Origin of the sequence: Planktothricoides raciborskii GIHE-MW2 (genome assembly GCF_040564635.1) — a bacterium.
Classification (GTDB): Bacteria; Cyanobacteriota; Cyanobacteriia; order Cyanobacteriales; family Laspinemataceae; genus Planktothricoides; species Planktothricoides raciborskii.
This window is the reverse complement of sequence record NZ_CP159837.1, coordinates 2,858,536-2,874,926: the sequence shown is the minus strand read 5'-3', so window position 1 is coordinate 2,874,926 and position 16,391 is coordinate 2,858,536. Positions and strand designations below refer to the sequence as shown.

Annotated in this window: 8 protein-coding genes and 1 pseudogene; all 9 read right to left on the bottom strand. The window is 42.5% G+C overall.

The genetic code is table 11. The annotated features are described in order from the left end of the window. Positions 1-195: 195 nt before the first annotated feature. The gene (locus ABWT76_RS12250) at positions 196-2,238 is read right to left on the bottom strand and encodes a GAF domain-containing protein (protein WP_354636189.1); all 2,043 of its coding nucleotides are present in this window, start codon (positions 2,236-2,238) and stop codon (positions 196-198) included. 917 nt (positions 2,239-3,155) lie between these two features. Next, positions 3,156-4,274 carry an OmpA family protein gene (locus ABWT76_RS12245; RefSeq protein ID WP_354636188.1) on the bottom strand — a complete coding sequence of 373 codons (1,119 nt, stop codon included), beginning with the start codon at positions 4,272-4,274 and terminating at the stop codon, positions 3,156-3,158. Between the two features lie 4 nt (positions 4,275-4,278). After that, a complete protein-coding gene (locus ABWT76_RS12240; protein ID WP_354636187.1) occupies positions 4,279-4,809 on the bottom strand; it encodes a hypothetical protein in 531 nt (176 codons plus the stop codon). A gap of 173 nt (positions 4,810-4,982) precedes the next feature. After that, positions 4,983-10,343, bottom strand: a complete 5,361-nt coding sequence (locus ABWT76_RS12235; protein ID WP_054466957.1) for a RecQ family ATP-dependent DNA helicase — start codon at positions 10,341-10,343, stop codon at positions 4,983-4,985. Between the two features lie 402 nt (positions 10,344-10,745). After that, positions 10,746-11,264, bottom strand: coding sequence for a hypothetical protein (locus ABWT76_RS12230; RefSeq protein ID WP_054466955.1), 519 nt, complete (start codon positions 11,262-11,264; stop codon positions 10,746-10,748). 139 nt (positions 11,265-11,403) lie between these two features. Continuing rightward, positions 11,404-12,282 carry a hypothetical protein gene (locus ABWT76_RS12225; protein WP_054466954.1) on the bottom strand — a complete coding sequence of 293 codons (879 nt, stop codon included), beginning with the start codon at positions 12,280-12,282 and terminating at the stop codon, positions 11,404-11,406. Between the two features lie 145 nt (positions 12,283-12,427). After that, positions 12,428-13,187 (bottom strand): annotated as a pseudogene (locus ABWT76_RS12220) (IS5 family transposase). 391 nt (positions 13,188-13,578) lie between these two features. Continuing rightward, the gene (locus ABWT76_RS12215; RefSeq protein ID WP_082349071.1) at positions 13,579-14,457 is read right to left on the bottom strand and encodes a hypothetical protein; all 879 of its coding nucleotides are present in this window, start codon (positions 14,455-14,457) and stop codon (positions 13,579-13,581) included. Positions 14,458-14,731: 274 nt separating this feature from the next. Further along, on the bottom strand, positions 14,732-16,357 hold the full coding sequence (gene cimA / locus ABWT76_RS12210; protein ID WP_354636186.1) for a citramalate synthase: 1,626 nt from the start codon (positions 16,355-16,357) through the stop codon (positions 14,732-14,734). Positions 16,358-16,391: the final 34 nt, after the last annotated feature.

Below are 16,391 nucleotides of genomic sequence, written 5' to 3'. Positions count from 1 at the left end.
TGCCCGATCGCTTTTCTTCCGGTGCGGGGTCAGGGATCGGTTTATCCCTAGAACTGAGCGATAACTGAGCGATCGCCGGAAAAGACGGTTCAAGACGAGCAGCACAATGTTAGGCATCCTGTCATCGAATCCTAGGGGAAATTCTATCTCCATTCAGGGGTAGGGGCCATACCCGTGAATGTGGAGATTAGGAGATTAATTTACTAAGGCAATGGATAAGGAACGCTGAGTTAAGGGAATTTTAATGATGAATTCTGCACCTTGTCCGGGATGAGAAATACACTTCAGAGAACCGCCGTGTTTTTGCACCACAATCTGATAGCTAATGGAAAGTCCCATGCCCGTGCCTTTCCCCACAGGTTTGGTGGTAAAAAATGGATCGAATAGTTTGGACTTAATCTCTGGCTTAATTCCTAACCCATTATCTTTAATTTTAATCACCACTAATTGAGAATGGAGTTCAGTTTCAATGATAATTTTATTCGGGTTATGACGAATTTCTTCGCGATCGCGATGTTGATTATACTCTTCTAGAGAATCGATCGCATTAGCAATCAGATTCATAAACACCTGATTCAATTGCCCAACATAACATTCTACTTTGGGGAGTTTACTATATTTTTTCACTACTTCAATGGGCAGATAACCTGGTTTTCCTTTGAGGCGATTTTTCAAAATCAACAAAGTGCTATCAATTCCTTCGTGAATATCCACCTGTTTAATATCCGATTCATCTAAGCGAGAAAAATTTCGCAATGACAGCACGATTTCCCGAATGCGATCGGCGCCAATTCTCATCGACCCTAGAATTTTTGATAAATCTTCTTGCAAAAACTCTAGGTCAATATTTTCCATATACTGAGAAATCTCTACGCCTGGGTCGGGATATCGTTTTTGATATAGTTTCACTAAATTCATTAAATCGTGACTATAGCAATCTAGGTGAGAAAGATTGCCATAAATAAAATTCACTGGATTATTAATTTCATGGGCAATCCCCGCCACCATCTGACCCAGGGAAGACATTTTTTCGCTCTGAATCAGTTGACTTTGAATCTGTTTGAGTTGTTCTAAAGCGGCTTTTAATTCTTGGGCTTTTTTTTGCTGAACCGTCATGGCCGTGTGAACTTTTTTGTAAAGTTCCGCTTGTTGAATCGAGATGGCCAATTGATCTGCCACGGCTTGAGTTAATTCTTGATCCTGGGGAGACCAACTCCGTAATTTATTGCATTGATTGAGATACAAAATAGCATGAAGTTTGCCATGAGCTTGTACCGGAACGACTAAAGATGATTTAATCTGTGCGGCGGCATATTCAGGATTATCCGCCCCAATCCGTGGATCTTTGGTAATATCAGCAATGCTGGCAGCTTGGCGATTTAAAATGACCCATTCGGTCAAAGGCCCGTGGGTATCAAAGTCTTCAATGGTTGAAGGGTATGGCTCTCGGCAAACTTCAAACAAATGCTGTCGGCGAAAGGCGATTTGCTGTTCTTTATCCCAGGATAATTCGTGGTTGTTTTGATACTCTTCTACCAAATGAACGATACAACGATCAACCTCTAAGGCGGCTAATAATTGAGCGATCGCCTCCTTTAAAATTACGGTTAAATCAAAGCTTTGCCGAGTTTGACTCGTGATTTGATTCACCAGTTTTTCTCGTTGGGCTTGTTTTTCAATTTGTTGATACAGATGCGCTTGCCGAACCGCAATTTCTAGTTGTTGAGCAATTAATTGGACTAATTCTATATCTGCCTTTGACCAAGCACGGTTGAGGCGATCGAAACAGCCAATATAGCCAAACAAATTGGTCTGACTTTTGACGGGAAAGAACAAACAGGACGGGTTAGATTTGGGGATGCTATGGGGATTTTCTAGTTTGACCTCTGGTTTGACCACTGAGTCTGAGTCCCTCGAAGCGATCGCCGATGTGGTTTCATGGTTAACCACCCATTGTCCAGAGGCGATCGCCAGGGTAAACGCTTCCAAGTTTTCCAGCAAATCATCGCCGTTATAATGCGATCGCGGCGCGGCGTCCACCTTGTCCCGAAGGCGATCGCAAACCACTTGAACTTGATTTGTTTCGGGAGAATACCAAAAAAAACTACACCGTTCTATTTGCAACGAAATCAGCAGTTCATCGACTGCCGTGGCAATAATCTGATTCAGATCCATTGATTGCCAAATTTTCCCAATAATGCTGTGCCACATCTGACGACTTTCGTAAGTTTGGATCATTGACTTTACCCCCATAATACATTTCCATAGAAATATTGAAGTCAATCATCTTATCAGGTCTATTTTGCCTGGGGGGTTTCCGTAAAAATATGTACACAAGTCCTGTATAGCCGGATTGCTGAATCCCAGATTTGATTTAATTCAGTGAGTAAAGTCAGTATTTGTGAAAATAAATGAATAATAGAAATTTATATCAATTATGCTGTTTGACCGGAAACACCCTGAAAGCGGTTCCGGCATCTAATATCTAATAAGATGGGAATTTTTCCATCTTATATTATAACCACAAAATTGAAAAGACTTATCTACCCTAAAATTCCCCAAAGATTTTCCCCTTTAGACTTCAGTATAATATGTCAGTCACTCTCCTGATTTGTGAATATTTTTTGAGATTTATTATGAGTTTTTAACAGGATTATTATTAAAACATAGCAATTCTTTGAATATCTGTATTAAATTATACTGTTGTTAAAAACAATTTGTGCAACATCAACTGCCAAAATATCGCCCATTTAAATCGCACATTTAATTTTTCACAAAAGTAAAATCCCTATCGACCCCAGAACCTCCCAGACAACCAAACTCCCCTTAAATCGGATAATTTTGCCAGGGTTTGAATGTTTTTAACGGAACCAGGCCGCTGCGGGGGACGGCAAACCATAGCCCCACACCATAAATAGTAGACAATTCTGGCAAAATTACCGCTCATCCGATGGCGGTGGATCCTCATATATCCGCAACGTGCTACGCGAACGGTTGGGGGGATCGAGGGGGGTTTGCCAGAGGTGTATTGTAATAAAACATGATTGTTTATAAGAGTAATCACCGAAATAGTTGAGAAAAAATATCTAAATAATTACCGAAAAATTTGGTTATTTGTATTGAAAAAAACTGCGTTTTTTATAAAAAATTATTTACTAACGAGCCTTTTTTTCGGCGTAGTCCAAATTTTTATGATATTGCCCGATTCTTTGCTGGGCAATCTGATAGTTAGCACTCGATTTCGGCACTTCTTTCATTAGCTCGATCGCCTCTAGCCATTTGTTCGCTGCTTTGTTCCAATCTGCCGCCGTTTTCGCATTTTGAACTAACACCGCTGCATTTTGCGCGGAGTTTACCGCATCTCTAAAAGGATCTTCTCCAGGCGATCGCACTACGGTCCGAGTTTGGGTTTTAATAATAAACTCAACTCGGCGATTTTTTTCTCGACCGGCAGGATTATCAGAACCGTTGGGATTATTATTAGGCGCGATCGGCTGACTTTCCCCGAAACCCTTAGTTTGTAGGCGCGTTGCCTCCTCATTGAAAACATTTACAAAATAGTATTTCACTGCGGCGGCTCGCTTATTAGAAAGGTCGAGATTATAAGCGTCATCGCCCTTACTATCCGTATGGCCGTAAATGAAAACCTGCGCGTCTTTATAATGCTTCAGCAGTTGATTAATTTTCGCCAAAGTTGGTTTAGCCACCGAGCGAACTGCGTATTTATCAAACTCAAATAAAATATTATCTTGTAGATTAATTTTAATCCCTTCGATAGTTCTTTCCGCGTTTAATTCCGTCAGAGTCTCCTCAACTTCTGTCGTGGTCACGGGCACCGGCTCAGTTTCTACTTGAGACGGCTCTACGGGTACAGGAGGAGCAGGAGGAGGCGTGGGCGGTTCCGGCTCTGGCTTTTCCGGTACAGGAGGAGGGGTGGTAGTGGTCGTAGTCGGGGGAGGGTCACTTTCGACCGCCGTGGTAGGAATGGGTTGAGTCTCTACCTCGGTTTGAGTAGTCGGTTGCGCTTCTGAGTTCAACTCAGTGGTCGAAACGGTTTGAACGCTAGTCTCCAGAGTGGTGGTGGTATCTCCCCCAACCACCTCGAAAGTCGTAGTCGCCACGGGTTCAACCTCAATGAGCGTGGTCACGGGCACCGGTTCTGATTCGACCGTGGTGACTTTAGGATATCTTTTGCCAAAACCCTGACAAGCTGAGGCAGATAACAGCAAAAATAAGGCCACAATTAAATTGCGCCATAAGATTAGTTTTTTCATCTTGTTACCGTCGAATAAAGATACCTTCAAAACGCATCTTAGGACGTTGAGGTTCGTAATCAGAACCGCTGGCATTTGTGTATAAGGTCAGTTCAGTCGCTTTCGGCGCTAACCTACCAATAAAAACAAACTGTCCTCTGAGCGTTGTCCCCGGTTGAATGACGAGCGTGGGGTTATTCGGTGGCGGCGATAAATTATATCGGTTCTTCTCATAAACATTGTCTTGAAGATACATATCATCTTTGGCACTTAGCTCGATCGCCTGTCTGCTGCCATTAGTCACCTCCAATGAGACGACGATACTGTTTTCCGTAAAGGCAACTTTTCTTAACATTCCCCACACTTGATCCCGGTTGACTTGCAACTCATAAGTTTGCTCTGGTGGCAGTTTGTTGGCCGAAGGCGGTGTGGTAGAGGTAGAGGAATTTGACTCCGTTGGCGGTGCTTCTGGGGTTTGACTGTTGGGCAGAAATTGACAGCCAGTAGACCCCAGAGAAAGCAAGGCAATTACGGTGAAAATACGCAGATGATTCATAGTGTTGATTTTTTTTCCAACATTTTAACAAACATGATACTGGTTGGCAAGAAATTGGTCAATTACTCTGGGGATGCCAGAAACCGGGTTTTTGTTGATAAGATCGTCAGCCCTGTTTTTTCATGGCGCTACAGCCGCTCAAGTCGGAATCATAAAAAAGTTGTAAAAAAACCTCATCTACAGATGCGAATTTTAGGAATTACCACAAACCAATCCTCCTGAATCTCTCCTGTTATATCATCTATTTTGAAATGTCGGTAAATGCTTTTAACTGTCACATCACCGGGCTGAAATTCAAATTGATTAGGTTGAATTTCTTGTTTCTTTAATGTCTCAGTTGCCCCCCTTGATAAGTTGCCTATTTCCTCGCCGTGCTGTGTAAAAATTGCCCAACTATTCCCATACCTGTTAACTTGCATCTGAAGTCGATCTCCTTCCCGCAGATTTTTGACAATTTCCTGTTGCTTAGGATTAACCCCATAACTTAAATTCACATCTCTGGGAGTCATATCTATATAGATGATCTGTTGGGGTAAATTAGCAGTTGGCAAATTTTCGAGTTCGAGATTTATAGTTTGGCTACTGACATCTGTTTCCTGGATAAATTGGTTGGAATTAGTGGAGCATAATATTAGTTGTTCCTTCGCTCTGGTCATGGCAACATAAAAAACCCGGCGCTCGGAATAAATCTCTTTGGCGAATGTCTTAAAGCGATCGCACAGTAAGATCACCTTGCGAAATTGTAGTCCCTTTGCTCCATGACAAGTGGTAAATAGGACAGCATTTTCGTCCAAGAATACGTCGCTCTTATTGAACTCAAGTAAAGCCATGACAATTTCCCCAAAAGAAATCGGCAATGCCTCATTTGACGCTTCGTTTTCCGAACTATAACCTCGTTCCAAGTCCAAGTCACTGGCAATTTTTAACAAGGTTTTAACAGTAGGTTCTTCTAAGCTACGATTCCAATCGGTAAAACAAGCTTTAAACCAATCTTGTACCGATTCCTGGGGCGATAAAATGGGAGTTCTCTCGTTTTTGTTTAATTCCTCAATAAGCTGACAAGTCACTCGATTTCTAACTAGCTTGATTTCCCCTCCTCCTTTCAGGGCATAAGTCGCAATGCCTTTTCTTTCTAACAGCAGACGCATGGGATCTAAACTGTCCCACTCACGAGCTAAAACAGCGATATCATTTGCCGGAATTCCCTCTTGAATCCAAGAGAAAATTTGCTCTGTCACCCAGACTGCTTGGGATAAGGAATCCTGGAAAATAAAGTTAGAAACAGGCAATCCCCCCTGACCTTGCCGTTGGGAGTTAATCCGCACTTGTTCTTCAGGATTCTGCTTACAACGGTTAGAGTTATAACTAATCAAATGATTAGCCGCTGCGATAATCGGTTCGGTAGAGCGATAATTTTCTGTTAAGAGAAAGCGTTTAGCCTGATACTCATCGGCAAACTGTTGGATGTATTTAACGCTAGTATTTCTGAACTCATACAAATTCTGGTCATCATCACCAATGACACAAAGATTGATTTGAACTGACCGCGATTCATCTTCAGAATCCCCCAGTCCGGCAATTAGTTGAATTAGACGGTACTCTTCTTCGGCGACATCTTGGTATTCATCAACAAAAATGTATTCGACATTACCTAATAGCTGAATCCGTCGCGCTTTGATATCCGCCAAATCAGACTCCTCTGATTCGTCTCCGAACTCCATTAGATCGCACGCTTCCTTGATTAGCTGTTGAAAATCTTCATCACGGGTAAGTCTTTTCTGACCCTGATTTTCACCTAAAGTGTAACCTAAAAGCGCTAAGGCTAATCCGTGAAAAGTATAGACCCGTAATCGGGTGGCGATCGCCCCGACAATATCCTGCAATCGCGATCGCAATTCTCTCACGGCATTGCGGTTATATGCCAAGACCAAAATCCGGTCAGGATCGACTCGTTTCACCTTAACTAAATAAGCAATGCGCCGCACAATTGTCCAAGTTTTACCAGAACCAGGCCCAGCGATGACTAAGATAGCAGGGTCTTCTGCTAAGACAATTTCTTTTTGAGACGAATTCAAATCTCCCATGATCCGGTTATAGTCACCCTCCGTTACTGGAAGTTTGGCAACTTCCCCAGAAAGATCGGGGTAGGTTTGATTAAATTTTTTCTCCGATAGACAAAAATAATCATCAACTAATTTCTGGCGAGCCGTTGGTGTTTGAGTCTGCCCGTATTTCAGCATAATCTGAGTCCGGCGATTCTGCTGATCGTAATAAGCTTTAATTTGGCGATATCCACTACTAATGCTGGTTTCTTTTCCCCCTTTAATCATTCGGATTTTTAGGGCTTGATGAAACAGATTCGCGCCATCAGCCATTCTGATAATTTTTCGCTGATGCAGCCAACGCAATACTGCGGATAATTCAGCTTCATCGGTACGGCGGAGAAATGTTTGCTGATTGACATCATTGAGCAGTTCTTCTAGTTCATATTCCACCCGCAGACGGGCGCCTTTCTTCCCGAATAATTTCTGGTATAGAACCTCTATGACTGTACTGGCTAAAGTTCTGTGGTCGTCTAATCGATCTACAACTACATCGATTTTATTTAAATACAATAAGTCGCGATTTAGTTTGGTCAAACTAACCCATTTCTGCGTATGCCAACCTTCTAAAATATCCCTTAAGTTAGTCGCCCGAATTTTTTTACTGCGATCGGGATCTATGCGAGAAGCCAAACTTCGCAAATTCACTTGAATACTTTCTCGTTCTCCTTGAATTTCCAACAGTGCATCCAAGAGTTGATCTTCTTGCTGGCAAAGGCGATTGTAATTGATCAGCGCATCCCCTTTCACTTCTTTGGTCAGCAAAAAACTGAGGGGGATTTTGGCTGAACAAACCTCGGCTTTTTTTAGCTCTCTGATTCTTCGGGGCAACTCTTGGGGATCGATCCCAGAGTCATCACTCAAGCGCTCAAACAAGACTGGTTGATCCTGTTGATAGCAATAATCTTTCGCTAAGTGCATTGCCGAAATCAGATTTTTGAAGAGTTTAATCTGAGGTTTCGGCAGATTTTTCCCCTGACTGTACTCTTCAAACTTGCGGTGAGACGCTTCTTCAGTTTTTTCAACCAATTCAAACTGAACGTAAGCCGATAGATTTTCCGATCGCTCCACTAAGCCAAACTTTTCTAAATATTGGAGAGCTACCTTAATCTTAATCTCCCGATATTGATCGTTGTTCGCAAATTTTTCATCCAAATCGCTAGTCTGGACAATTTCATTAACTGTCACCAAAAACCAGTCATCTGATGGGTTGCCGTAGATGCGATCGCGAATGTTTCTCAGGGAAATAAAAATATTTTTCAGGTCTGTCTCATTCAGTTGATTCTGACTTTGCATGGAAAATATGATTTCCGCATCATTTTCATCAAATAAAAGAGTACAGCTTGCTGGTTTCCCATCACGACCAGCCCGTCCTGTCTCCTGAATATAACCCTCCAAGTTAGCGCTAATAGTATGGTGAATCACTGCCCTGACATCCGGGCGGTTAATGCCCATCCCAAAAGCACAGGTAGCAACTACTATGTTTAACTCACCTGTTTTGAATGCCTGCAATACTTCTTCTTTTTCAGTTTTGCCTAGCTGACCGTGGTAATATCTCGCGTCGATATTTTGATCGTTCAATAATTTGGCTAAGTTTTCAGCCTTATTGCGAGTTGTGGTATAGACTAAAACGCATCCCCCCTGACGGAGAAAGTTTTGCACTTCCTGAATTAAAAGCCGATCTTTGTTTCCAGTTACAGGAATCACTCGGTAGTCGAGATTTTCTCTAGTTTTAGATTCAGAAATCAGGCTACCCAGTGCTAGATTGTATTCCGCAAACAATTGGCTAATATCTTCTTGCACCGTAGTCCTTGCCGTGGCTGTCATTAACGCTATTAGCGGGAGTGGCTGTTTTTGATATAGTTCCTGAATAAACTTGGGAATATAGCGATAATCAGGCCGAAAATCATGTCCCCACTGACTCATGCAATGGGCTTCATCAATTACCCACAGGGAGGGTAAACGTTCTTGTAATAAGAGTCGAATACTGGGCGATCGCAGTTGCTCTGGACTAATATAAAGCAAGCCATAAGTATCAGAAGACCTTAATTGCTTTAACCGCTGGGAACGCTCCTTAACCGAAAGATTACCATTGATAAAAGTGCAGAAATTAAGACCTTGGTTTTCTAAGTCTTTAACCTGGTCTGCCATGAGTGCTTGTAGGGGAGAAATTACCACGGTTAAAGCTTGTTGTCTTTCAAACAACATCAAGGCTGGAATTTGATAACATACGGATTTCCCACTCCCCGTGGGCATAATCACCAAAGGGCGCTTACCCCGTAAAATATCTTTGACTGCTTCCTCTTGTTTGCCCCGAAAGTTTTCGATGCCAAAGCGAGTTAAGCAACTCTGGTAATCAGGCAGTAGTTTTGCCCCTTCCCAGGTTTCTTGAAATCCGGGCAAATGAGTCAGCCAACCGGAAAAAACTCTTTCTGATTCCGTGGTATTGCTCTCATAATTGCCCGCAATTAAAGCGGCCATACATAAACGGCGATCGAAGTCTTTGGTGGCGGATTCTGACCAGAATTGTTGTAGATAATCCGGGTCTAAATTCGCGATCGCTTCTTTTGGGATATCTGCCAATTTGGGAGATTCTTTAACTTCTAAACCTAAAATATGAAAAAATTGCTGATATGCCCGATCGCTTTCTTCTGTGCCACAAGTGAGTAACCAGCTATATGCCTGCTGAAGTGCGAGGGGTTTCTCCAGCAATGCTTCAATAATTCGGTCTAATAATTCCTTGGTAGCGCGAGCATCTTCTAGGGGATTATTAACCGCAAATTCACTCTGCTTGTAATCTTTTTCCAGTTTGTGCGATCGCGCCAGTGGAAAAGCTAAAATTGACAATTCCAGAGTATCGATAACCAGCCATGAAGCTAAATCCGGTTGTTCCTTGATTAAATAGGAATAGTCAAACCGCCGAAAGTTGTGACCGCAAATTGAGCAACCACTTTCTTTGAATTCAATTAAACTTTTATAAGCAGGTTCTAAATCTTCTGTAGCCAGATTTTCGGCTTGGCTATTATGCCAGCCGATACTATATATATTACCCTGAGAGTTGACTTCTAAATCTACATATAAATACGCTGAATCAAGCAGTTTTTCCCGCTCGACAATTGTCTGGGATTGGTCTAACGGTGCCTCTAGATCGACTTCCTGTTGCCAAGCGAAATCAAAAGTATCGGTTTGTTTGCCGTAAAACTTGAATTTGGTAATATTTTTGATTTCTAATTCCATCAAATATGTTAAGAGGAAATCCAGCAGCCCTTCTCGATCTGGGACTGCCGGTGATTCCAGCATTACCTGTAAGCAACCCTCTTTGAGGATAATCTTAGCGGTAATGGCTTTGGGTTCTAACTGGAGGTTCGTCAGGGTAGCGATCGCATTCACATCCCCTTGTTGGGCTGCTTCTTGAAGATTACATTGATTCATAAGTCAACAACACCATGATTTTTTAGCATATTTTTTTAGCGTGTATTTATATTACATTATCATCAGCTAGTTTTTTCACGACGATATTTCCTTAAAGGCAACTTTTCTTAACATTTCCCACACTTGATCCTGGTTTACTTGCAACTCATAAGTTTGCTCTGGTATTTGTTGGTCGAAAACTGGGTATTACGGGAAAATACGCAGGTAAATCCCAATGTTGATTTTTTTTTCAACATATATCATACTTGTTACCCAAAAATTCGTCAAGGGTGGTGCTATAAATTGTTGATCTGGGAAAAAACCGGGTTGATAGATGCTCTCTCTGGATCGGCCAAAAACCGGGTTTTTGTTGATAATGCAAAGATAATTTGTTATTCCTACAATAAACCCGGTTTATAACTGCTACCGCCAATAATAATTGGCTCTAGTTATCACTACATCTGCCCACCAAAGGCTACAGTTAGGCGGAGTATTGCCCACAGGTGATAATTTTCCCTCAATGCGATCGGGAGAAACCATAACCCCCTCGAATTTCATGCTTGCCCCGCCACAACAAGAACCCGTGTAAAAAACCGTCCATTCAACTTTATCGCCTTCAATAGTTCCAGATATTTCTGTTTCTCGGCAGGCGTTATTATTAGTTCTAAAAAATTTCCCGGAAAACTCAGAACCAGTTTGCTCAAAATATGCTATAATTTCATATTTAGACAAAGAGTAATTGTTAGTTTGAGCAGTTACATTGATATCCAGTTGCCAATATCCCTGGAGTGGCGGCTCGTTTACTTGGCTAATTACCGCTGGGTTCTCTGCCAGAGGTATTGCCTGCACTGCATTTTCTCCCCCTGTAGAGGCAAGTCCGCTTAATAATATTGCCCCTAAAATAGAAGGGAAAAACAGGGTTTTTCGTGGGTTAAATTTCATAAACAAACTTCCTGATTGCTTGGTTGATGGTAGGCAACATTATGATGGATTCCTACCTTTCTTTGCCAAGATATAGGACGTTGGCTGAGGCGAAAATTTTTTTGACCTGATTTGAATTTTTGTTAAAAAAACTTGCTTTTTATTCACTTTTATGGTATGTTCCACCAGTCTTGGAAGTGGACATAATTTCGCCTTTGTTCCAAGCAAAACCACCAACCTTGCGACTCGCACGCACCCCAACTTTTGTGTATTCTACTAATTGCCGATTATAAGCAACCAATTTCTCTGCTAAGACGCGATTCCCGTAAGGGATCCGCTTCGCGGAATCGCGCATAGCGACAAATTGACAAACCAGCAGGGTAAATCCCAACCAGGAAAAACCTAATTTACCCCAAACTAGCTTATTTTTAAAGTTTTCTATTTCCGTCGGTTTAAGTTTTGGAGAAACTCCATTATTATCTGCTGCTTCCAGATTGTTTATTAACAGCTTGCTGGCTTCTCTCCACTTCTTTACCGGCACTTCATAATAAGGTTCTAAACACCAGGAAAAACTCCCCTCTACTTCTTCCCGAAGAATTTCTGCAAATAAGTCAAACGCCGAGTCAAACGGGTATTTTCCCACTCCGTCGTCACCGGAATGATTCCGTTTAGGAGGCAAAAATTTTTTCTCTACTTTGCTGAGAAATTCGTAAATCCTATTATACCACTTTTCCACATATTGATTAGCGGCTTTAATCAGTTCCCATTGGCATTTATAAAGAGTAACTTTCTCCTGAAGCATATCGTGTCGATGCTTAGAAATCTCTTGATTTTCCAAAGCATCATTAATCGGATCGCCCTGATCGATGATAAATTGAGCTTCCCAAGCTTTCGCCAGTAAAAGCTGATTTTTTTTGTAATTATGCCATTCATTCTTTTGTGCTTCAGTCTGGCAACGCTCAAGTAATTCTTGGCGGGGTAAACTGGCAATAATTTCGGCAATATTTTCTAATTTATTTGTTTGGTTTATTTCACTCATTTTTTACCTTTTTAATGGAAATAAGAGAAACATGATACAAGGCAGAAACCGTTTTTTTAGGGATAATAGGGTTGATTATATAATAAAATCGACATTTTTGTGGCAATATATGGTAATAATTATTCCAGACTATTAGGGCGTGTCATCAATTAAGCCAAATGACAGAAGCGATGAGATAAATTGCTCCTAAAAAATTACGAGCAGTCTTATCATAACGAGTTGCAATCGCTCTATATTGCTTCAGACGGGCAAAAAAGTTCTCAATTAAATGACGGGCTTTATAAAGCTCTTTGTCATATGGGTAAGAGACTGTGCGATTCCCTTTTGAGGGAATCACCGCCTCACATTTTTTGGCGGAAGATATCGCTTTCGAACTCGCTCATCTGCATCATATGCTTTGTCTGCTAAAACTGCCTCCGCTTCTATCTCTGGTAACAAGACATCCGCTCCCTCTAAGTCATGGGCTTGCCCCGCAGTTAAATGAAATCCGGTCGGATTCCCCAGTGCATCACAAGTGGCATGAATCTTAGTGCTCAACCCCCCTTTGCTACGTCCAATGGCTTGGTCTTCTCCCCCTTTTTTTCCGCCCCGGCACTGTGTTGATGGGCTCGCACAATCGTACTATCAATCATGGCATATTCATCATCCGCATCTTCTGCCAGTAACTGGAAGATATTCTCCCACACCCCAGAACGACACCAACGACTAAATCGAGTGTGAATCACCCTAAAATCACCAAATCTGTCGGGTAAATCACGCCAAGGAATACCGGCACGATAGCGATAGAGAACTGCTTCAACAAAGAGACGATTATCTTTGGCCGTAACTCCGACATGTCCTTTTCTGCCCGGAAGCAGAGGCTCAATTTTTTCCCATTGGTCGTCTCTGAGAGCGTAACGGCGCATAATTCACCTGATGATCTAAAAAGTTTTCTGCTTCTACCTCTGCATTTCTCCTGCTTTTTGTCAAGTCTTCCAATTGATGACACGCCCTAGACTTGTTGCAAAATTCTCAAAAGCCCCCCTTAAAAAGGGGGGTTGGGGGGATCGATCCGTTATTTTGCAAGAAATCTATTATTCCAGACATCTTGCACCATTCTAGATCCGCCCAAAAACCGCCGGGGAATGAATTCCCCGTCTCATAGCGCAAGTCGGTTAAAACCGACTCTCTACTATTACCTGATTTGATTTCAGTCCGATTCATCGGACTTTAGCTATGAGGCGGGGATTAAAATCCCCGCCGGTTATTGCAACTGGTGCATTCCGGTCAGTTACTCCGGAATATTACTCCAGAATATTACTCCAAACCAGATTCTCGCAAAGCCTGAGTTAATAGGGATGTAAGCTTGAGGAATTCAGCCCACTGTTTCAGATAAGCAAAGTCAAGCTGTGAGCCTTGTAATTTTAAAACTCCCAGCACATCTCTCCATTGCTTTTGTGACTGCATCCTCCCCATTTTATACCAAGACAATTTTTGCAAAACAATGTCTTCAGGGGAGTAGATGTAAATTTCATTTTTTGGTTCATCGGCAATCGTGTAAAGCTGACGGCGGCTAAATTTAGAAAGAGAAAAATCATCATAAGGTAGGACGAAAAAGTCAACTTTTTCCAGTGATAATAGATGAATGGCATTAAAAGATGACTTGCGGTCAATTGCCTCACTCACCGCACCAGCATCAATGTAGAACTCTTCAGACATAGCCGCTACAAAAGGCGATAGGTTAAACGGTTGAATATCAATCACCAGGTCTAAGTCTTGAGTAGACCTTTCTTCTCCCAATAAAGAACTGGCAACCGAGCCATCAACCATATAATGAATATCCAATATGAGCAATATTTTAGATATTTTTTCCGCTAATGAAATAGGGTCTAAAATTATTAATTTTTCTGGTAATTTAGGTAATTTATCTACAGCGATCGCGCCGGTTAAACTGAGCAGCTTTTGTTTCACATATTCCTGGATATGTTCGGCGGTAGAAGCGTTGGGAAACTGTTTTTTTATCCTCAGCAGAGCCATCCGTCTAACTGATTGATTAAAACTCTGAAATCGTTGAGTTTTTTGTGTAGAAGAAAACTGGCGCAACAGTTGAAACATGAGGACATCAGCATCAATGCTGGTGTCTTCTGCTTGGGGTTTGTAACCTGGGAGAACTTTCGCGATCGGCATCAATGGCATCTGACATTATTGCTCCTGATTTTTATTTTCTGAATTACCAGCTATGGGCAGGACAGAAACCGGGTTTCTTTGTCGGATTCATACTAAATCCGCTAATCAATTAGGGGCGATTCGCGAATCGCCCCTACTATAATCCTGAAAACAATGATGGATTCCCGCATTCGCGGGAATGACAGATTCTCCCGACAATGATGGATTCCCGCATTCGCGGGAATGACAGATTCTCCCGACAATGATGGATTCCCGCATTCGCGGGAATGACAGATTATCCCGACTAAGAATATGCGTTTGTCACCGCAAGTTTGGCTTGTTTGTGCAGGATTAAACCATATTCTAAGCCTTCCACTACCGCTTGATAAGAAGCTTCGATGATATTCGTGGAAACTCCCACCGTTGACCAGCGTTTATGACAATTTCGGGATTCGATTAAAACGCGAGTTTTGGCGGAAGTTCCAGACCCACCATCGAGAATTCTGACTTTGTAGTCGGCGAGGTGAAATTGAGAGATTTCGGGATAAAAATTCATTAAGGCTTTGCGTAATGCCGCATCAAGGGCAGATACGGGGCCATTCCCTTCGGCGGCTTCTAAAATATCTTTGCCATTGATGGTAACTTTTACCGTTGCCAGAGAATTTATGTCCCCAGCCCCTTTGTCACAATGCACTTGAAATCCGCGCATTTCAAAAAAGTGCTCTCTTTCTCCCAGGGCTTCGCGCATGAGCAGTTCAAAGGATGCTTCTGCCGCTTCAAATTGATAGCCTTGATGTTCTAAGTCTTTGAGTTTTTGCAAGATTTTTCGGCAAGTTTCGTCTTCTTTATTTAAGTCTATGCCAAAGCTGCGGGCTTTTTCTAAGACATTGCTGAGTCCCGCTTGATCGGAAATGACAATGCGCCGTCGGTTGCCAATTTTTTCCGGTTGAATATGTTCGTAGGTGAGGGGGTTTCGCTGCACCGCCGATACATGAATGCCGCCTTTGTGGGCAAAGGCAGATAAGCCTACAAATGGGGCGTGTTCGTCGGGGGCTAGGTTGGCTACTTCGCTGATCAGTCGGCTGGTTTCTGTTAGTTGTTCTAGTTCGGCTTGGGGAATGCAATGAAAGCCTAATTTGAGTTGCAAGTTGGGGATTAATGAGCAAAGGTTGGCGTTGCCGCAACGTTCCCCATAACCATTGATGGTGCCTTGTACCATTGTCGCCCCTTCCAGGACGGCTGCGATCGCATTTGCTACGGCAGTTTCCGAGTCATTGTGGGTGTGGATACCCAACTGCACCCCGGTTGCCTGAATTTGGGGCAAAGCCTGAAAGACTTCTCGGACAATTTGCGTAATTTCGTGGGGCAGGGTGCCGCCATTGGTATCGCAGAAAACCAGCCATTCTGCCCCGGCATTCAGGGCGGTTTCTAGGGTTTTTAAGGCATATTTTCGATTTTGTTTATAGCCATCAAACCAATGTTCCGCATCATAAATCACCCGTCTCCCTTGACTGCGAAGGTATTCTATGGTGTCGCAGATCATCGCCAGGTTTTCCTCTAGGGTGGTGTGCAGTCCTTCGGTGACATGGAGATCCCAGGACTTGCCAAAAATTGTCACCCAGTGAGTTTCTGCGGATAAAATCCCTTGAAGCATTGGGTCTTCAGCAGCTAATTTTCCCGGTCTGCGGGTGGAACAAAAGGCGACTACTTCCGCATGGGTGAGGGGTTCTTCTTTTAACCGCCAGAAAAATTGCCGGTCCTTGGGGTTCGCTCCGGGCCATCCCCCTTCAATAAAAGGAATGCCCATTTCATCTAGACGATGAGCAATTCTTAATTTGTCTTCAATGGATAAAGATAAGCCTTCGCTCTGGGCTCCATCTCGGAGGGTGGTGTCGTAAACTACGATGTGTTTTTTTTGATTGGTTGTCATTATGAGTTTTTCCGGTGATTTGCCATGATTTTAG